The 18,058-nt window shown below is 62.3% G+C and carries 19 protein-coding genes and 1 other RNA gene; 10 read left to right on the top strand and 10 right to left on the bottom strand.

Going from position 1 to position 18,058, the window contains the following annotated elements:
* The 7 genes from VJZ71_05245 to VJZ71_05215 form a co-directional block, all read right to left on the bottom strand.
* The gene (locus VJZ71_05245) at positions 1-747 is read right to left on the bottom strand and encodes a flagellar basal body L-ring protein FlgH (GenBank protein HKQ47452.1); all 747 of its coding nucleotides are present in this window, start codon (positions 745-747) and stop codon (positions 1-3) included.
* The gene (flgA, locus tag VJZ71_05240; protein ID HKQ47451.1) at positions 744-1,871 is read right to left on the bottom strand and encodes a flagellar basal body P-ring formation chaperone FlgA; all 1,128 of its coding nucleotides are present in this window, start codon (positions 1,869-1,871) and stop codon (positions 744-746) included. The genes VJZ71_05245 and flgA overlap by 4 nt, the downstream gene beginning before the upstream one ends.
* A gap of 38 nt (positions 1,872-1,909) precedes the next feature.
* A complete protein-coding gene (gene flgG, locus VJZ71_05235; GenBank protein ID HKQ47450.1) occupies positions 1,910-2,719 on the bottom strand; it encodes a flagellar basal-body rod protein FlgG in 810 nt (269 codons plus the stop codon).
* 41 nt (positions 2,720-2,760) lie between these two features.
* Complete coding sequence (locus VJZ71_05230; GenBank protein ID HKQ47449.1) at positions 2,761-3,519, bottom strand: flagellar hook-basal body protein; 759 nt, start codon at positions 3,517-3,519, stop codon at positions 2,761-2,763.
* Positions 3,520-3,522: 3 nt separating this feature from the next.
* The gene (locus VJZ71_05225) at positions 3,523-3,807 is read right to left on the bottom strand and encodes a hypothetical protein (GenBank protein HKQ47448.1); all 285 of its coding nucleotides are present in this window, start codon (positions 3,805-3,807) and stop codon (positions 3,523-3,525) included.
* 169 nt (positions 3,808-3,976) lie between these two features.
* On the bottom strand, positions 3,977-4,426 hold the full coding sequence (locus VJZ71_05220) for a hypothetical protein (protein ID HKQ47447.1): 450 nt from the start codon (positions 4,424-4,426) through the stop codon (positions 3,977-3,979).
* Positions 4,423-5,028, bottom strand: a complete 606-nt coding sequence (locus VJZ71_05215; GenBank protein ID HKQ47446.1) for a biotin transporter BioY — start codon at positions 5,026-5,028, stop codon at positions 4,423-4,425. The genes VJZ71_05220 and VJZ71_05215 overlap by 4 nt, the downstream gene beginning before the upstream one ends.
* Before the next feature lie 227 nt (positions 5,029-5,255).
* Here VJZ71_05215 and VJZ71_05210 point away from each other — a divergent pair, with 227 nt between their 5' ends.
* From VJZ71_05210 to VJZ71_05165, 10 genes are all read left to right on the top strand, one after another.
* On the top strand, positions 5,256-6,686 hold the full coding sequence (locus VJZ71_05210) for a sugar transferase (protein HKQ47445.1): 1,431 nt from the start codon (positions 5,256-5,258) through the stop codon (positions 6,684-6,686).
* Between the two features lie 22 nt (positions 6,687-6,708).
* A complete protein-coding gene (locus VJZ71_05205) occupies positions 6,709-7,743 on the top strand; it encodes a peptidylprolyl isomerase (protein ID HKQ47444.1) in 1,035 nt (344 codons plus the stop codon).
* 83 nt (positions 7,744-7,826) lie between these two features.
* An RNA gene (gene ffs, locus VJZ71_05200) (signal recognition particle sRNA small type) lies at positions 7,827-7,925 on the top strand.
* A 75-nt stretch (positions 7,926-8,000) separates the two neighbouring features.
* Complete coding sequence (gene dnaX, locus VJZ71_05195) at positions 8,001-9,458, top strand: DNA polymerase III subunit gamma/tau (protein ID HKQ47443.1); 1,458 nt, start codon at positions 8,001-8,003, stop codon at positions 9,456-9,458.
* 21 nt (positions 9,459-9,479) lie between these two features.
* On the top strand, positions 9,480-9,818 hold the full coding sequence (locus tag VJZ71_05190; GenBank protein HKQ47442.1) for a YbaB/EbfC family nucleoid-associated protein: 339 nt from the start codon (positions 9,480-9,482) through the stop codon (positions 9,816-9,818).
* Between the two features lie 118 nt (positions 9,819-9,936).
* A complete protein-coding gene (gene recR, locus VJZ71_05185) occupies positions 9,937-10,539 on the top strand; it encodes a recombination mediator RecR (protein ID HKQ47441.1) in 603 nt (200 codons plus the stop codon).
* Positions 10,540-10,752: 213 nt separating this feature from the next.
* Entirely contained in the window at positions 10,753-12,327 is a 1,575-nt protein-coding gene (gene rpoN / locus VJZ71_05180) for an RNA polymerase factor sigma-54 (GenBank protein HKQ47440.1), read from the top strand.
* A gap of 8 nt (positions 12,328-12,335) precedes the next feature.
* On the top strand, positions 12,336-13,175 hold the full coding sequence (locus VJZ71_05175; GenBank protein ID HKQ47439.1) for an N-acetylmuramoyl-L-alanine amidase-like domain-containing protein: 840 nt from the start codon (positions 12,336-12,338) through the stop codon (positions 13,173-13,175).
* On the top strand, positions 13,172-13,762 hold the full coding sequence (locus VJZ71_05170) for a molybdenum cofactor guanylyltransferase (GenBank protein ID HKQ47438.1): 591 nt from the start codon (positions 13,172-13,174) through the stop codon (positions 13,760-13,762). Before VJZ71_05175 ends, VJZ71_05170 begins: the two co-directional genes overlap by 4 nt.
* Entirely contained in the window at positions 13,756-14,256 is a 501-nt protein-coding gene (locus VJZ71_05165) for a YfcE family phosphodiesterase (protein ID HKQ47437.1), read from the top strand. The genes VJZ71_05170 and VJZ71_05165 overlap by 7 nt, the downstream gene beginning before the upstream one ends.
* On the opposite strand, the gene VJZ71_05160 is transcribed toward VJZ71_05165, so the two are convergent.
* The 3 genes from VJZ71_05160 to VJZ71_05150 are packed head-to-tail and all read right to left on the bottom strand — an operon-like array spanning position 14,243 to position 18,009.
* Entirely contained in the window at positions 14,243-15,166 is a 924-nt protein-coding gene (locus tag VJZ71_05160) for a CpsD/CapB family tyrosine-protein kinase (GenBank protein ID HKQ47436.1), read from the bottom strand. The two genes, VJZ71_05165 and VJZ71_05160, sit on opposite strands and share 14 nt — an antisense overlap.
* Before the next feature lie 36 nt (positions 15,167-15,202).
* Positions 15,203-16,831 (bottom strand): hypothetical protein, encoded by a 1,629-nt coding sequence (locus VJZ71_05155; GenBank protein HKQ47435.1) that lies wholly within the window; start codon positions 16,829-16,831, stop codon positions 15,203-15,205.
* Positions 16,832-16,845: 14 nt separating this feature from the next.
* Complete coding sequence (locus VJZ71_05150) at positions 16,846-18,009, bottom strand: polysaccharide biosynthesis/export family protein (protein ID HKQ47434.1); 1,164 nt, start codon at positions 18,007-18,009, stop codon at positions 16,846-16,848.
* Between the last annotated feature and the right edge of the window lie 49 nt (positions 18,010-18,058).

The raw sequence follows: 18,058 nt of genomic DNA, 5'->3' as shown, positions 1-18,058 counted from the left end.
TTAGAACGCCTTCGTGTTATCCAGGAGTCCCTTCAGCCAACCGCGCTTCGCCGCGTCCTTCATCGCCCCCGCGTTCTCCGTTTGAACATCGAGCGCGAAGATCTTGTCGCTCAGGATGCTGCGGTCGGGCTGAATGTCTTCCTTATTGCATTCGCCGGTTAAACGAATGATCTGATCTTCCTCATCGATCTTGACATGGGCGTATCCGACGAGCATCAAATTGCCATTCGGCTTCACGTCGAGCACCTTGGCCATCACCCGCGTCTCGAAAACGTCCTTGCGATCGGCCCGGCCCTGGTTCTTGAGGTCGTTCTGGTTTTTGAAGTTCACCTCCGGCACCCCGCGCTCGAAGTCCTGCTCCTCCAGCTTGCGATCGTGGATGCGGAACCAGGCGCTCAACTTCGATTTCAGATCCCAGCGGCTTTGCTGCTGCATTCGCGTGTCGGTCTGATACCGCAGGCGATGGCGAACAATTACGGTGATCAGGTCGTTGGGCTGGATGATCCGGGGTTCGGCTGCGGGAATCGCCGTCAGTGATGAACTTGCCAGTGCGACGTTGCGGAATGTCGGCGGTGGGGCCAACGCTCCGGCATTGGCCCGAAGCGTTCCATTCGGCGCCGGCTGTGTGGAGGCCGCCATCTGGCGGGAATAGCTCGCCTGACTGTTCAGAAACAGCGACGAACTCTGCCCCAGCGCCGCCGCGGCCGGCGCCCATCCCGCGATGATCAACACGAGTGTCTTCTTCATCGCGCCGACCACCCTGACGAACCGGCTGCCAACTGTTCCGGCGAGCCCATGCTCACCGTTCCGGGGCCGGTCACCATCGCCTCGATCAAGTCCTGTTTCCGCCTCGCCCCGTCGCGAAGCACCTCTATCCGATCGCCCAGACCGCCGGACTGCTGCGCCCGCCCCGTCGTGCGAATGGCCAGCGATCCCTGCCGCATCCAAATGGTCACCGGTTGTCCGCGAGCGACGACCGGACGCTGTTCGACGGACTGTTCGTTGATCATTTCTCCCGGCCGCACAAACCCCCGGCTTTGCTGACCGGTCGCCGCCGACAGGTCGGTCAACCCAACGGCCGCGAGGTCGGTAAACCGCCGCTCCTCCAGCTTCAGCGCGCGACCCTCGATCGTCTCGCCGCGATTGATGGCCCGCCTGGCGACGACGACTTCCTTGAGCAGCGTCACTTCCCCGACGATCGGAATCCGCCGATCGATTTCGCCCTGACGAACCACGGAAACCTCAAAGCTGCGGAGCCCCAGTTTCTTCTCATCGCGCGAGCGAATCTCGTATTTTGCATCCGGGTCGGAGGAGCGAAGGTCGTCCGCCTTGGCGGGACTGAATCGAATCTCGAGTTTCGCGTCCGGCTCGGGAAAACTTGCCTGGATATAGTCTCGCAGCGCGGACTCCATCGTCCCCGACGGCGATTTTTTTTCCGGCGGAGTCGGACGAGCGACGGGTTTGGCCGGGGTAGGGCGCGGCTCAATTTTCTTGATGGATCGAGTTAAATGGGGCGCCGGTCGAGGCACGCGCGGCGGCCGGGGTTTCGAAACTTTGCAACGCGCTGCGCCAATGAGTTGAATCGCTGAAAGATCTTCTCCCGCATCGGCTAACGCCGACCGGATGTCATCCGCACGAACCAGGAGTTCGCCCCCCGGCGTCGGGGCGTCAAAAACCCCGACCTGTGCCAGGCGCCGCTCCGATTCCATGTCGAACCCGCGCAATTCGGCGACCTGTCCCAAAAGCACGGCATCGCCCGTGGCGGTGGCCGTCGGCCAGATGCGAACTTCGCCGGCGCTGGCGCTCACGACAGACAGTCCCGTCGCGAACATCGCCGCCGCAATCCATGTTCCCTGTTGTCCTTTGTTCATGGTGACGTCTCCGCCGTCCCTACTCGGCTACCTGGCGCTTAGAATCTCCTCAGGTTGTTGATGGTTTGGAGCGTCTGATCGGCGCTCTGGATCGATTGCGAATTCAACTCAAATGCCCGCTGCGTTTTGATCAGTTCCACCAATTCGCGAACGGGATCAACGTTGGACAGCTCCAGATTGGCCTGCAGGATCGTGCCAAGACCATCCTGGGTCGGATTGCCGGTAATCGGCGGGCCGGTGGCGTCCGTCTGTTGATAAAGATTCTTTCCGAGTTGTTTCAGCCCGGCAGGGTTGATGAATCGCGCCAATTCGATCTGGCCAACATCCTGAAACTCCTGCGATCCCTGCGTGCGTACGGCAATCAGGCCGTTCTGCCCCACTTGGATTTCGACCGCATCCTGGGGAATGGAAACCTGCGGTTCCAGTCGCGCCCCGATGGAATTGCCCAACACAATTTCGCCGTTGGCGTTTTGCGTAAAGTTCCCCGCCCGCGTATAGACCGTCTGTTCAGCACCGTCGATGACGGCCTGCACCTGGAAGAAGCCGTCGCCTTCGATGGCGAGATCGAGCGGATGCCCCGTGCCGTCCAGAGCGCCCTGTTCGAAATTGAGCTGGGTATTGGAGACCTGCACACCCAGACCGATCTGTTGTCCAAGGGGGAGTGGCTGTTCCAGTGCATTCCGCAGGCCGGGCTCCTGGATCGTGCGGTAGAAAAGATCCTCGAAATTGACCCGCGACTTCTTGAACGCCACGGTCTCGATATTGGCGAGGTTGTTGGCCACCACGCTGAGCTTGGTGTCCATCGCCCTCATGCCGCTGGCGGCGGTGTTCAGTGCTTGAATGGGCATGGCATAGTTCTCACGGCGTTGACGACGTCTTCAACCGTCGATCAACCGATTCGTCCCAATTCGTTCACCAGTCGTCCGAGCGATTCATCCTGCAAGGTGAGCATGTTGGCGTTGAGCTGATACGCCCGCGTCGCGTCGATCATCTCCACGAGCGACGTGATCGGATCGGCGCCGGAGGCCTCGACGGCAAATTGCCGGACCGTGCCCGAGGAGGGAGTCGCTCGGGCGCGATCCGACACAAAGAGGTTCTGTCCGGTTTTCTCCAACGCGCTCCGATCGGCGAAATCGACGACGGCCAGCCGGCCGGCGGTTCGTTCGCCCTGCTTCACCCGGCCCTGCTCGTCAATCTTGATTTGTCCGGGCTGCGAAGGTTCGAGCAACAGCGATCGACCCTCGGCATCGACCATGGGAAAACCGCTCGACGCGTGCCGCAATTCGCCGTCGCGACTCAGCGTCATGCGTCCGTCGCGGGTGTAGCGCAGGCCCTCGGGAGTTCGGACTGTCAGGAAGCCGCCGCCATCGATGGCGACATCCAGGGGGTTCGTTGTGGTTTCGATGGACGCGGTCGAATAGTCGGTGTGAACCGGCGTCTCAAACAATCCGCCGGGCAGCGCGTCGAGGACGGGGTGCCGCGTCGGCCGCGGAGCGCCCGCGAAGGCGGCGGAGAGCCGCTCGCGAAACGCGATCCGATCGGGTTTGAAGCCGGGCGTGTCGACGTTCGCCAGGTTGTTGGCGATGATCGCCTGGCGATAGTCCTGCGTTTGCAGGCCCGCGGCCGATTGCCACAACCCATAGATCATCGATCAATCCTTCTTTTCGTTCACCGGCGCGACGCGATGCGCCTCAGCGCTCTCGGCAAGGTGTACGGTCGTCGCCGTCAGCGCCCATTGCCGTATCCGCGCGCCGATCGCGCTCCAATCACGCGCCGCGACAGCTTGAGCATCGGCCGATTTCCTGTCTTCGCGAAGCATCGCTTCCCACTTTTTCATGGGTCGTCCTTCCTTGCGCGTCACCGCGCAATCGTCGCCGGCGCAGGCGCCGCGCCAGCGCACCGTGGCCCGCGGCGGATAAAGCAATACCCGTGCCACGAATGGTTCGCGCCGCCTCATTCCGCGCGCGGGCGCAGGTAACCTCGCACGAATCAACGCGTTAATTGAAAAAAGTAACTTTCAAGTCGCGCGGCGTACCACCGCTTTTTTGCAGCGTGCACGCGTTGAAAAGCGCAAAGGCTGCGGCTGCGAGTGCAGGATCGGCCGCCTAGTTCGCGGGAAATACGGCGGGAGAGGTGGTCGGCGATGGCTGAACAGGGGTCCACGTGTCCACGGGCAGCGCAAAAACAATCCGGTAGACGTAGGTCGGTCCGCCGGCAGCCACAAAGTAGGTCCGACCGACCACCAGCGGCCGAACGCGCGCCGCCTTGTCCGGTGTCAACTGAACGAAGCCCGGCGGAACTTCGCCAAACACAAAAGCAAGTTGCCGCGCCGGCTCGCCCTCCGACGTCGCAGAGCGCAGCACCCAGATACCGCCGTCCTCCTCACTGGCGATGGCGAATTCCGTGACCCGCGGCCAATGAAACGGCGCGGGCCATCCCCGATGATGCACGATGAACCGTGGCGGCTGCGCCGTCAGATCGACTTCGATGACGCCGTCACGTTGACAGCCTGCAGGGAGGGCAAGGAGTAAAGTGAGAAAAGCGTACCGGGTCACGGGCGATCGGTTTGCCCGGCGCGGCGACCGACAAGGCGCCACGCGGCCGGCAGGGCGAGAGCAGCCAGGGCGGATTTGAGGACGTCGCCGAACAAGAATGGCACAACGCCGGTCAGAAAAGCCCCGCGCGAGCCAACAAACCAGGAGAGCCAGATGAACCCACCGGCCAAAATGACGGCTTGTCCTGCAGCCAATGCCAGAATGGTCGTAAGGTACCGCCGGTCCCAACCCTGCTCCGCCAAAGCGCCGACGACCCAGGCGGCAATGGGAAAGGAGAAGAGATAACCGGCCGTCCAGCCCGTGGGACCGAGGAAATAGCCGGGCCCCGCGCCCGGCAAAGCAAACACCGGCAATCCGGCGAGCCCTTCAATGAGGTAAGCCATCGCGGCGAAAGCGCCAAGCCGGCTGCCGAGCGCCGCCCCGACCAACACGACCGCGAAACCTTGAAAAGTCAGTGGTACCGGAACAAAGGGCACGCTCAGTTTCGCGCCGAGCACGATGAGCATGCTCCCGCCCAACACCAGTCCGAGGTCGCGTACGAACGTGAGGCTCGGGTCGGGCCGCGACCAAACAAAATCCCCCAGGGTTCGCTGCGTCGTCATTGGCGATGACTCCTGAACACGGCCTTACTTCGCTCGACCGTGCGGCGGCATCCTATCGCCGGACTGCACTCGCGTAAACAAGAAAACAGGATCTCGCCAAATCGGCTTGATACAAGGGGTCCACGGCCCTTCGAGTCATTCCCGATTCGCAAGGGCCGCCCTTACTTCTCGACCGGCCGCCATTTCGGACTTATACTCACCGCGTTGTTCCTCCGCCGCTACTTTTCATGATGACGCACTCACGAGCATGGCGACAGCTTCGCGTCGGGATGATCGCCGCCGATGCGCTCACCGTCGCCCTGACCTACGTGCTCGCGGATCTTCTTCGCTGCCGCCTCTACATGCACTGTGAGTGGCCGGAGTTGCTCGCCGGAAAGATCAGCAGCGTCCGGGAGGTCCACGTCAAGGTCCTCGCGCTCCTGCCGGTCGGATGGCCCATCATCCTCAATTGGCTCGGCTGGTACGAGCTTCGCTGGCGCTCCTGGCAATGGCTGGCCCGAAGCATCATCGCCGCCAGCGCCTGCCTCGGATTGCTGATCGCCGGACTGGCCTTGCTTTTCGCCCGCGACCTCTACCCCCGGGCGCAAATCGGCTTCGTTCTCGCCCTCATTCCTGCGACCACTCTCGCCATTCGCGGTATAAACAGCCTGGCGGGACGGTGGATCAGCTCCCGGCAGCGGCGGCACGTGCTCATCGTCGGCACCGGCCGCGACGCCGTCCGATTACGGAGGCTTATGCGGGCCTCGGCGCTCGGCCGCCCCATGGTGCTCGGGCATCTTCGCGGTTTTTGGGAAACGGACGCGTCGAAAGCGGTGACCGGCGCGGTGCTGGGCGACATCGACCAACTCGGCCCGATTCTGGATGGGCAGGTGGTGGACGAGGTAATGTTTTGTGCCCCGTTGGACGAACTGACGCGGCTGCAACCCTATATCCGGTTGTGTGAAGAGGTCGGTGTAACGGCCGAGGTCCAGGCGGAATCGCTTCGATGCCACTCATCGCCCGAATTGGTGAACTTCCACGGCCTGCCGCTCCTGGCCTACAGCCGCGCGCCGCATTCCCCGGAACTGCTCTCCGTCAAACGGGCCCTGGACGTGATCATCGCGGTTATCGGAATCATCGTTTCCGCGCCGATAATGACGATATGCGCCCTTGCCATCAAGGCCGGATCTCCCGGCCCGGTCTTGTTCCGCCAACGCCGCTCCGGGCTGAACGGCCGGGAGTTTCAGATGTTCAAATTCCGCACGATGGAGGCCGCGGCCGAAGAGCGACAGGCGGAAATTGCGCATATGAACGAGCTGGACGGACCGGCCTTCAAGATCAAAAACGACCCGCGCATCACGGGCATCGGCCGATTCCTGCGGCGCTGGAGCCTCGACGAATTACCGCAGCTCTTCAATGTCCTGTTGGGGGACATGTCGCTGGTCGGTCCGCGGCCGCCGTTGCCGTCAGAGGTCGAGCGCTACGATCGCTGGCAGCGCCGCCGGCTCAGCATGCGGCCGGGATTGACCTGTCTGTGGCAGATCAAAGGACGCAATCGCATCGGCTTCGAGGAATGGATGAAGCTCGACCTCTTTTACATCGACAACTGGTCGCTCAAGTTGGATTTCCTCATCCTCTGTCGTACCATCTCCACCGTCCTGTCCGGGACGGGGGCCTAACCAAGAATAGGACCTGTTCGTAATGATGGCCGACCTGTTCAACGTGATGCTCGCCGTGTCGGCCACGTGCTGGGCGCAAACCCCGCCGCCGGAGGAAACCGCCGTTGCGACGGTCGATAAGCCGCTCGCCTCGATGGTCCGCGCGGTGCTTCGTACGGACCGGGCGACGATCCCGGTCGGGAGCGAAGTGTTTGTCGAATTCGCCATTGAGAACATGACTGACGAGCCCGTGAAGCTCGTCGTGCCCGGCGCTCTGGAAGGCCGCGCCCGACCCGAATGGGGCATGGGTCTGCCGCTGGAACATGTCTTCTCGGCAACCGATTTCAAGGGCCTCGACGTCGCATCCGAGGACTTCCCCAACCTGGGCGATCGAATCACTCGCAAGCCCGATTTTCCAGTCGCGCCGGTCACGCTGGCTCCCTTCGCCACGATCGGCCTGCGGTTTGACGTTTCACGCTTTTATCCCGGCCTTCACCAGGCCGGAGTTTACCAACTTCGCTGGAGACCGTACGGCGGCGCCCTCGAAGCCCCGCCGCTGGTGCTTAACGTCGTGCAATACAAGCAGGTCGTCATGGATACAGAGCACGGCGCTCTGACGCTGCAATTGCTGTACGACAAAGCGCCGCGCCACGTCGCCAATTTCCTCGATCTGGTCGAACGCCGCTTCTACAGCAACAAGACGTTTCACATGGTGTACGATCACCAGTTCATCCTCGGCGGCTGTCCCAACGGCGACGGCACGGGCAAGCGTCCCGACGGCGCGACCCTCCCCCCCGAGTTCAACGACACGCCGTTCGAACTCGGCACGGTCGGCATGGCCCTGATCGCCGGAGATCCCAACAGCGGCAGCAGCCAATTCTTCATCTGCCTCTCCCGACAACCCGCCTGGGATGGCCGCTACACCGCCTTCGCCCAGATCACCGGCCCGCAATCGCTGGCCACACTGCGCAAGCTCGGCGAAGTCCCCACCGACGAAAACCGCCGCCCGCTTAAGCCGCTGATTATCAAAAGCATCACGGCGGCAGACGTCGGCGCACCGCTGCGAAGCGGCACGTAATACTCATCCGCTCGCGAATGGACCTTGGCGGCCCCTTCCCTATAATGTCAATCTGATCGAAAAACGGCGTCCTGAAATGCTGTGGCCCGGTCTCATGCAATGAGCGGGCGTGGACAACGGGTCAGGCTGGAAACAGAGCAGCCCATCTGCGGCAGCCATGTGCCGTGAGGTGCTGGGCCGCAGCATTTCAGGACGCCAAGGCGAAGGGATTGAGGGAACAGGGATTAAGGGATTGAACCCTGATACCCTTGCATTCTATGTCGTACACGGTCCTTGCTCGTAAGTTTCGCAGCCGCACCTTCGACGAGGTCGTGGGCCAGTCCGCCGTGACGACGACGCTCAAGAACGCCATCAGCCAGAATCGCGTCCACCACGGCTATCTCTTTTGCGGAACGCGCGGGGTGGGCAAAACTTCCGTCGCCCGCATCCTGGCCAAGGCCCTGAATTGCCTGTCGGCAGAGGGCCCCACCACCACACCCTGCGGGACGTGTGATTCCTGTCAGATGATCGCCCGCGGCGAGGACATGGACGTCGTTGAGATCGACGCGGCCTCCAACACCGGCGTCGATCATATCCGCGAACTGCGCACCAACGCGGTCTACCGCCCGACGCGGAGCCGCTTCAAGGTTTACATCATCGACGAAGTCCACATGCTGAGCACCGGGGCCTTCAACGCCCTGCTCAAGACGCTCGAAGAGCCGCCCGGACATGTCAAATTCATCATGGCGACGACAGAGTCGCAGAAGGTCCCCGCGACCATCCTCAGCCGCGTCCAGCGTTTCGATTTCAAGTCCATCTCCCCCGCCGAAATCGCCGAACAGATGACCAAGATCTGTGCCGACGAAGGAATCGAGGCGGAGCCGGAAGCGCTCAAACGACTCGCCCGCCTTGCCAACGGCTCCATGCGCGATGGTCTTTCCCTGCTCGACCAGGTCATCTCCATGGCCGGCAGAGTTTCACTGCAAGTCGTCAATGAGATCCTGCCCGCGGCGCACGACGAACTTTTCGCGGCCTTGATCGACCGCCTCGCCGAACACGACGCCGCCGGGGTCCTGGCCGTGGCCGACCAGTCCCTCTCCCAGGGCCATGCGCTGGACCACTGGTGCAACCTCCTGATCTCCCAGATTCGCGATCTCATGTTGATGCGCCTGTGCGGTGAACAGACGGATCTCGTCGATGTGCCCGCCGGCCTTCGCTCGTCATTGGCGGAACAGTGCAAAAAGTTTGACGGCGGCGCCTACGTCTATTTCATCAGCGTGCTCGAAGAGCTTCGCCGCAGCGTCAAATCCAGCGGCAGCGGCCGGCCGCTGGTCGAGGCCGCGCTCGTTCGGATGGCCGAAGCCGCCAACTTCTCCTCTATTGAATCGCTTCTCGCACAAGTCCAGGGCGGCGCGTCCACCCATCGGCCGACGCCTTCGTCCGCACCACCGCCGCGCATCGCGACCTCGACGCCCGCGGCTGCCTCGCCACCAGTGCCCCCGCCGTCCAATGCTCCGCCGCGAACCGCGCCCGCGCCACCCATGAAGAAGCGCGATCCCATCGCTTCCGCCGCTTCCCCGCCGGTCAATCCCGTGACCAAACGCATGACCCAGGCGGATCTGAAGGCGGCCCACGCCGAACCAATGGTCCAAGCGGCCCTCGAAGTCTTCGGCGGCCAAATCGTCCACGTACAACGCGACGGCGCCGATGCCCCGGCCCCATCAACGGAACACTAGAATCACACCAAAGGAGTTCTCATGTTCGGATCACTTGGCGATCTGGCCGGCCTGATGAAGCAGGCCAAGCAGATGCAGTCGAAGATGAAGGAAATGCAGGAGACGCTGGCCAATGCCCGCTTCGAGGCGGATAGCGGCGCCGGCGCCGTCACGGCCACCGTCTCGGGCAAGCTCGAACTGGTCGGATTGAAAATCAGCCCGTCGGCCGTCACCGACGACGTCGAACTTCTGGAAGACCTTGTGAAATCCGCCGTGGCCGCCGCCCAGCGTAAGGCCAACGAAGGCGTCAAGGCGCAGATGCAGCAGATCACGGGCGGCATGAATCTGCCGGGGCTCGAGGGGATGTTGGGAGGGCAATAGAAATGACGAATGGCGAATGGCAAATAGCGAATTTCTTCGTACGACTCCACGCTCGAACCTCGGGGCTTTCGCTATTCGCTATTCGCAATTCGCTATTATTTTGCCAGGAGGCATAGCATTGCCCGATCCCACTCCTTCCTCGCTCACCCGCCTCATGTCCGAGTTCGAGAAACTCCCCGGTATCGGCCCGCGCAGCGCCGAACGCCTCGCCTTTCACATTCTCAAATCGGACAAGGATAAGGCCCTGGCCCTCGCCTCCGCGATCCGCGAGGTCAAGGAGAATGTTCGCCACTGCAAGATCTGTTACAACTTGACAGAGACCGACCCCTGCGCGATCTGCGCCGATTCTCGGCGCGACCAAGCCGTCATCTTCGTCGTCGAACAGCCCAAGGACGTCCTGCTGCTGGAAGCGACCGGCCTCATCCGCGGTGTTTACCACGTCCTGCTCGGCCACATCGCCCCGCTCGACGGCATCGAGCCCGGTGACCTGACCATCGACGCCCTCGTTGCCCGCGTCAAATCCGGTGCCGTCCGCGAAGTCGTACTCGCCACCAACCCGACCCTGGAAGGCGAAGGCACGGCCCTGCACATCAAGAGCGTCCTCGCCCCTCACGGCGTGCAAGTCACGCGGCTCGCCCGCGGGTTACCGACCGGCTCGCAAATCGAATACGCGACCAGGGCGGTGCTGCAAGATGCAATCGAAGGCCGAGGCAGTTTCTAGAGTGCTCTGTTCTGCTCCAAAAACCGCACGCGGCCGCGGTCCATGCAAAATCCATGCCTGACGCCGCATTTTTGCCTGCGGACCGCAAAAAAATGCAGTATAATTCACGTGAAGCAGGGAGGCGGCCGATCCGAAAAAGCCTACGGACTTCAGCCGTAACCTGCTTAGCGACACCTAGTTAAGCACCTTTGGCTGAAGCATAGGCGGCCTCGCATGTCCCAATATCTCTCAATGTTGCCGTCGCAGCAGATGCGGCTTGAGCAACGCCTAACGCCACAACTGATCCAATCCATGGAGATCCTTACCCTTCCGCTCCTCGCCCTGGAGGCCAAGGTCCGGGAGGAATTGGAGTCCAACCCGGTTCTCGAGGAACTCGAGCCCGAAGCCCCACCGACCGACAAGGCCCCCCGAGAAGATCTGCCCGCCAGCGAGTCCAACAACGCCGAGGCTGAGAGCTTCGAGCGCCTGGAGCGCATGTCGCGCGAGATGGAATTCGACCCCGGCGATCTTCCCTACGGCCGCGGCGGCGCGGGCGGCGGCATGAACACCGACCGCGACTCCAAGCTCGACGCAATGGCCAACACTGCATCGCGCGGCGAGTGTCTCCGCGACCAGCTCCTCAAACAATGGTCGCTGGTAGACACCTCCCCCGAAATCAAACAGGCCGGCGAAGCCATCATCGACTGGCTGGACGAAGACGGCTACCTCCGCACCGAGGAAGAGCACCACCCCACGCGCGACAACGGCGACACCCCCGAAGCGACGCCGCTCATCATCGAACGATCCCCCGAGCAGCACGCGCAGCTCATGGAGCAGATCGCCCGGTCGCGCACGCCACCGCCCCAATTTACCGTGCTGAACGAAGCCCTGGCCCTCGTTCAAACGCTCGAACCGACCGGCGTCGCCGCGCGCGACCTCTCTGAGTGTTTGCTCATTCAGCTTCGCGCCAAGCAGGAAGCCAACCCCGACGGTCCGGAAGCCAACCCGTTGTGCGAGGAGCTTGTCCGCCATCACCTGGGCGACCTGGCACGCAACCTCTACCCCGCGGTTTCCAAGGCGACCGGGGCGTCGATCGACGAGATCAAGGACGCCCTGAAAACCATCGGCAAGCTCAATCACCATCCCGGTCTGCTCGTGCAACCATCGAACGTCCCGCGGATTTCCCCGGATATCCTCGTGGACTACGCGGAAGAGGGCGATGGCTACACCCTTCGCCTTGCCCGCGGCAACAGCCCCCGTCTGCGGATCTCGCACCAATATCGCCAGATGCTCCAGGACCGTTCCACGGACAAGGCCACGCGCGACTTCATCAAAGGCCGCATCGAATCCGCCAGCGTCCTCAAGGACGCCATCGAATACCGGCGCCAGCGATTGCTGCAAATCGGTCACATTCTCCTCGAACGCCAGCGCGAATTCTTCGACTACGGCCCGCAGTTTCTCAAGGTCCTGCGCATGCGCGATCTCGCCGAAGAACTCGGCTGCGACCCTTCCACCATCAGCCGCACGGTCGACGGCAAGTACATCCAGTCGCCCCGTGGTCTCTACCCGCTTCGCCAGTTCTTCGCCGGCGGCACGACCGTCGGCTCCGGCGAGACCGTGACGTGGGACAGCATGAAGGCCAGGGTCAAGGAAATCATCGACGGGGAGGACAAGACCAAGCCGCTGACGGACGACGAGATCGTCAAGATCTACAATCAGACCGCAAAGATACCGGTCGCGCGAAGGACCGTGGCCAAGTACCGCCAGCAACTCGGCATTCCTCCCCACCGCGAGCGGCGGGTATACTGAACTTGCGTATGGCTTATCGGCGCGTTTTCCTTGCCTTTTTTCTGATGGCAGGTGGAGCTTGCAGCTCATCCCCGTCCATTCATCAATCCCACAGCTCTGAAATCCGAATCCACGAGCTCGATGAGAAACGGCTCGATGCTTATCTCTGTCGCCTGGCGCGCGAAGAGCCGGATTACCGCAAGCGCGTCGCGCTCGTCGCACGGACCACGATCGGTCAGCCCTATCGACTGGGTCCGCTCGGGGAATACCCGTTTGAACTCTACGATCCGGATCCCTTGTATTGCCTGACCGCCGGCGACTGCGTGACGTTCGTTGAACAGACAATCGCGATGGCCCTGGCGCACGACTGGCCGTCCTTCTTCCAAACGTTGCAAAGATTACGCTACAAGGACGGCCGGATCGGCATGTTGTCCCGGAACCACTTCACCGAGACGGACTGGAACCTCAATAACGCCTGGTTACTGGAAGATGTTACCAAAAAGCTGCCCGGGGCCGCCGCCTATCGCGTCCGCGTTGACCGCGCCGCGTTCTTTAAGCAATTCGGCCTCGCGTATTCCGCCGACCCGATCGATTTTGAGGACGCCCATGTTCCCCGGCGGTATTTTCCCGAGGTGCTGCCGCTTCTCCAGGACGCCGACGTCGTCGAGTTCGTCCGCGCCGACAAGGGACAGTTGTACGTCGGCCACTTGGGATTCGTCTTTCACAACGCATCCGCCGCTCCGACGCTTCTCCACGCGACAAAGCCTGCCGTCCGCGAGGAGCCCCTCGCAGAATACCTCGCCCGCCACGATAATGTCGCCGGTATCAAAGTCCTCCGCCTGCGATCCGAGAAGTCCGTCACCCCATGAACCTCGCTATTGGAATCCTGACCGGCGGAATGAGCCGGCGCATGGGTACGCCGAAGGCCCTTCTGCCGGTCGACGGAAGTACCCTGCTCGAACGCACCATCGAAATCGCAAGATCCATCAGCGACGATCTACTTCTCCTCGGTCAACCGGTGTTTGATCTGCCGACTTCGGCTAAGTCGATTCAAATCGTGCCGGACCGCCATCCCGGAATCGGCCCAATAGCCGGTCTCGAATCGCTCCTGCTCGCCCGTCCCGATTCCACCTGCATTCTGCTCGCCTGCGACATGCCCAATCTCCATGCCGATTTGTTGAAGCGATTGACCGAGCCCGCCGACCATGCCGACGCAAGCGTCTGCGCAACGGCCACCGACCCACCATTGCACCCGTGCTGCGCCCTGTACAAACCCGCATGCCTGCCACTCGTCCAGGAGGTCATCGCGGGCAAGCGATATGGTATGATCTCGCTCCTCAGCCGCCTTCGCGTCCACAAGGTTGAATTGTCTAACGACGAAGCCATCGGGGTTGTGAACTGGAACGAGCCGAATGACCTGCCCGACGGGGTCCGCCCACCGAGGTCGCCATGCTGATTGGAATCCTCTCCGATAGCCACGGCGACGCCGCCGCGACCGCCGACGCGGTCCAACTTCTGGAAAAAAACGGCGCGGTACATCTCGTCCACTGCGGCGATCTCTGCGGCGAGCCGGTCCTCGACGAACTCGCCGGGCATCGCTGCACCTTTGTCTGGGGCAATTGCGATTCTCCCAGCCCGACGATGCGAAAATACGTCCTCGCGCTGGGCCTGCCCTGGCCCGAGCCCCCGGTCATCCTCGAATTCGCCGGCAAGCGGATTGCCGTCTTCCACGGCCACGAACGCTCCTTCGCCGCCGCCGCCGACCGCGACGATCTTGATTACGTCCTTTACGGACACACGCACAAATACGCCGATCGTCGTGTAGGCAGGATACGGTTCATCAACCCGGGCGCACTGTATCGCGCGCGGATCAAGACCGTAGCACTGTTGAACCTCAAAACTGACAAACTCGAGTTCTTGCGACTGGAGTCGGGATCTAGCGTTGATTGAGCGCCAGCCCCAGACATCGAACGCCACGCAGGTCCAAACGCTTCTTGACGGCCGCGACCGTTTCGCGCGGCGTCCGGCCGGCCCGCACCACCAGCAATATTCCGCCGGCCATTGAGCCCAGTATCGGCGCATCGGGGTACGCGCTCGCGGAGGGCGCGTCGATGACCACGTGATCGAACTGTTCCTGCAAACTCGCCATCAATTTTTTGGCCTGGCGACTTTTCAGGAGCGTGAGCGGTTGATCGGACGGCGTCCCCGCAGGCAGAACGTGCAGCATGGACCCGTTCGGCAACGCTACCGCTTGCACGGCCGATTCGAGCGCCAGGCGTCGCTCAAGGACGTCCGTCACTCCCGGGGCCTCTTGAATTCCCAACAACTCCGCAACCGCCGGTCGGCGGAGATTGAAATCGACGAGGGCGATGCGCAAGTCCGGATTGGCCTCCGCGCCGATCAGCCCCAGCGAGATCGCAATCTGCGTCCCCCCGTCGCCGCGTCGCGCCGCCGAGACCACGACAGACGTCGGCGGCGCTGCCCGCCCGACGCCGTTTGGAGTGCCGGACTCCACGGAAAGGAAAATGTTCGTCCACAGCAGCCCGAGTTCCGCCTCCGATTTCGCCCGAACGTGGCACGACGTTTGAATCAGTGCCGCGCCGGCCCCGTTGTTAATCCGGCGGATCTCCTCGATGACGCCGTCGATCTCCTCCGCCTCACCCTGCCAATCTTTCAGTTCCTGCTCCAGGGTCGTTCGCGCCGCCTCTCTAACCGATTTCTCATTGCCGGATGACTCTGTCGGGGGCGGCCACACCTGGTCACGGGTCGGTACCCTGCCGGCGACGAGTTCAGACTCAACGTGGTCATCGTCGCAGTGCCCGGGAAGTTCGGGCTCGGAATAATGGACTAGCTCTAACACGCTGCTGTTTCCTTGTTCAATCACTGCGTCCGCCTGTCACCCGGCCAATACCAACCCGCGACCGCGCTTCGTGATGCTGCCCAAAACCGGAATCCCCAGGTACCGCTCCGCCTCCAGCGTGGTCCTCAGAGTCTGGTCGTAGTGATCCGCCATGAACGCCAATGCCAGTCCCAGGAGCAAACTGACGGCGACGGCCACGGCCGTACAAACGCCCGTCAGCGGCGCGACCGGCTTATCGGGGTTGGGTGTCGTGGCGGCGTCCAGCTTGCTGATGGTGACGGCCTCCTTCGCGAAGCGCTTCGAACTCATCGCGGCGATTCCTTCCTCTTCCAGCTTCTCCAACTGCTTTTGAGCGACCTCGAATTCATTCTTCAGCCGCGCGTAGGTCGCCAGTTGTGAATGAATCTCCTTCTGCTCGTTCGACGCCTTGACCATGAGCGCCTCGTTCAGCCGCTTCTGCTCCTCGCGCGCGGCCACGCTGCCGGCCAGTCCCTGAACATGGGCGGCAATGGTCTGGAGAAGCTGCCGCCGCGCCGTCGAAAGCTGGTGGCGTGCATCGCGCAGGTCCCGACTCTCTTCCATGAACTGCGTCTCGACCCGGGTGACGCGGCCCTCCAGCGTGGCAATCATTTTGGTCTGCTCGACATAGGCCGCATTCTCCCGGAAAAAGTCGACGGATACGCGGGAGAGGCTCGCCGCCACCTCCTCGTCCGACATCCGTGCGATGCCGCCGTACTCCAGCGCCGACGCCGGCAGGGACTTCTTCAACACCCCGTACATCGCTTGATCGCGCGCGAGCAGCATATCCAGCGTCACATCGTCTTCACGAATTTTGGAAAGGACCCCCTGCACGCCATCCTCGGTGCCGGATTTGAGCAGTTGCTCCAGCACGCCGACTTTCTCAGCATTCGCCTCCACGAACGACTGATACGCATTCAGACGACGGGAGACCTCGGTGCGGTACTCCGCGATGACATTGTCCATTAAACCCACCGGCGGGTTGTTGAGCTGCTGCTGAATCTGCTGATAGCGGAAGATATACATATCCGCGAGGATGTCCGCGGCATACCGGGCGATCAGGTGGGAATGCGGAATGTCGCGGGGGCCGGGCCGATCCACAATCAGCGAAAAAGTCCCGGTCATTCCGACGACCTCGCCGCCGGGAGTCTCCAGCTTGATGCCTTGGGCGAAGCGAATGAGATCGTCCCGCATTGGGCCCAATAGCTCGTCCACACGGCGTTGAACTTCTCCCTTCGTGAGAAACTCAACCACCCCCGCCTCCAGTTCAGCGCCCTTGGCCCGATCGTCGCGAACGGCCGACGGTCCGCTTTCTCGCAGACAATACCATTTCTCGCGAAGACTCTCGTCCTCTGATATCACCTTGGCCCGCGCCAGCACAAGATCGGACATGACAATCTGCTGCTGCGCCTTGACGAAGACTTCAATCGCCCGCTCTCCGCCGCCGTCCGCGCTCATCGGATTCTTGTCTTGCGGCTGGAAGATGAGGCCGACCGAGCTGCGATACTGGCGCGGGGCGTAATACTCGCACACCATGTACGTCCCGACTCCTCCGAGCGCCACCATAAAGGAGAGCAGAAACCAATGGCGGAACGGAATGCGAGCGATTTCGCGGAGCGATCGACTTCCGTAGGGATCTTTCATCATGGTGGTCCACCTGCCTACGGAGTTACGGGCGAGTTGATAAACGGCTGATCGGCGTTTTTCGTCCGAAACGATGACGGCGCGTTGTACATCTGATACCCGAAGTTCACGCCCACATAGCCGTTGTACGGAAAGACCGCCCGAATGCCGCGCGTGAATACCTGGTCGATCCAGTCGTTCGCCACCGCGAGCGCCGTCGGCGGGACGTAGATGATGTCGCCATCCACCAGGTACGAGTCGTACCGGAACAGGCTCGCGTCCGGCGCCGCCCCGTATTCGGTCGGCTTCTGCGCGTGCAATAAAGTCTCCAGATCGAAGATGATCGCCTGCGGGATGGGCAGATGCTGCCGTCGCAGGAGCATGATCTTCGACCGCATCGCCCGCGCCGTCGGCCCGCCCTGGCGAATGAGCGCCTGGAGCAGTGTAATTGGCGCAACGGATTCGAACCCGCCGGGCATCTGCACCTCGCCCATCACAAAAATACGCTTCGGCGCGAATTCGAGCGTCTGCACCGTCACTTCGACTTCCTGCAGGTCTTCCTCCGCATAGCGCGCGTCGAGCAGTTTTTTGGCCTCGTTGACCGTCTTCCCCGCCACCAGGGCCTCGCCGATATAGGGCAGGTCGATCGTCCCATCCGGCTTGATCGGAACGAGCCGCGATTGGCCGCGCGGGGCCGTGGTGATCGCCTTCTTCAACTCGACGATCTTCACGTTGGCCGCCTCGACGACGACGGTCAGTTCCGGTTCCTTGAGGTAGCGCGCGTACGCATGACGAAGCTGGTCCTCCAGATCGCCGGCCGTCCGGCCCGCCGCGCGCACCTGGCCCACGAGCAGGCAGCGGATGTTGCCATCGCCCTGCACGGTCAACCGCTGGTTGAACTGATTCTGGTAGGGAAACGCGATCTGAATGATGTCCTCGATCTTCAATTCGTAGGGCGAGTCGCTGGGCACGTTCCTGACCTGGTAGATGATCTCCAGGACGTCGCCCGGCGCCAGTCGATAAGGCGGTCGGTTCATCAGTTGTTCCGGCAGGCCCGCACCGCCGACAAAGGGCTGGTACAACTCCGGAGGTTCGAATGCTGCGACGGCGGGAACTCGCTGTCCCGTCCGCGCGCACGCCGGCATTGCCAGAATGGCTGCAAATACGGTGACGCACTTCGTGAGATTCGACTTCGACATCATCCCTGACTCGCCTGGCGTCGGCGCTGGGCCGGCGCAATCTCCCGGAAAG

The sequence above is a fragment of the Phycisphaerae bacterium genome (assembly GCA_035275405.1).
Taxonomy (GTDB): Bacteria; Planctomycetota; Phycisphaerae; order UBA1845; family UTPLA1; genus DATEMU01.
This window is presented reverse-complemented; position numbering and strand designations above follow the sequence as displayed.

Excerpts from the sequence above, each read along its gene's own strand:
- VJZ71_05245 (HKQ47452.1), bottom strand. The coding sequence starts at position 747 with ATGAAGAAGACACTCGTGTTGATCATCGCGGGATGGGCGCCGGCCGCG.
- flgA (HKQ47451.1), bottom strand. The coding sequence starts at position 1,871 with ATGAACAAAGGACAACAGGGAACATGGATTGCGGCGGCGATGTTCGCG.
- flgG (HKQ47450.1), bottom strand. The coding sequence starts at position 2,719 with ATGCCCATTCAAGCACTGAACACCGCCGCCAGCGGCATGAGGGCGATG.
- VJZ71_05230 (HKQ47449.1), bottom strand. The coding sequence starts at position 3,519 with ATGATCTATGGGTTGTGGCAATCGGCCGCGGGCCTGCAAACGCAGGAC.
- VJZ71_05215 (HKQ47446.1), bottom strand. The coding sequence starts at position 5,028 with ATGACGACGCAGCGAACCCTGGGGGATTTTGTTTGGTCGCGGCCCGAC.
- VJZ71_05210 (HKQ47445.1), top strand. The coding sequence starts at position 5,256 with ATGATGACGCACTCACGAGCATGGCGACAGCTTCGCGTCGGGATGATC.
- VJZ71_05205 (HKQ47444.1), top strand. The coding sequence starts at position 6,709 with ATGATGGCCGACCTGTTCAACGTGATGCTCGCCGTGTCGGCCACGTGC.
- dnaX (HKQ47443.1), top strand. The coding sequence starts at position 8,001 with ATGTCGTACACGGTCCTTGCTCGTAAGTTTCGCAGCCGCACCTTCGAC.
- VJZ71_05190 (HKQ47442.1), top strand. The coding sequence starts at position 9,480 with ATGTTCGGATCACTTGGCGATCTGGCCGGCCTGATGAAGCAGGCCAAG.
- rpoN (HKQ47440.1), top strand. The coding sequence starts at position 10,753 with ATGTCCCAATATCTCTCAATGTTGCCGTCGCAGCAGATGCGGCTTGAG.
- VJZ71_05175 (HKQ47439.1), top strand. The coding sequence starts at position 12,336 with ATGGCTTATCGGCGCGTTTTCCTTGCCTTTTTTCTGATGGCAGGTGGA.
- VJZ71_05170 (HKQ47438.1), top strand. The coding sequence starts at position 13,172 with ATGAACCTCGCTATTGGAATCCTGACCGGCGGAATGAGCCGGCGCATG.
- VJZ71_05165 (HKQ47437.1), top strand. The coding sequence starts at position 13,756 with ATGCTGATTGGAATCCTCTCCGATAGCCACGGCGACGCCGCCGCGACC.
- VJZ71_05155 (HKQ47435.1), bottom strand. The coding sequence starts at position 16,831 with ATGATGAAAGATCCCTACGGAAGTCGATCGCTCCGCGAAATCGCTCGC.
- VJZ71_05150 (HKQ47434.1), bottom strand. The coding sequence starts at position 18,009 with ATGATGTCGAAGTCGAATCTCACGAAGTGCGTCACCGTATTTGCAGCC.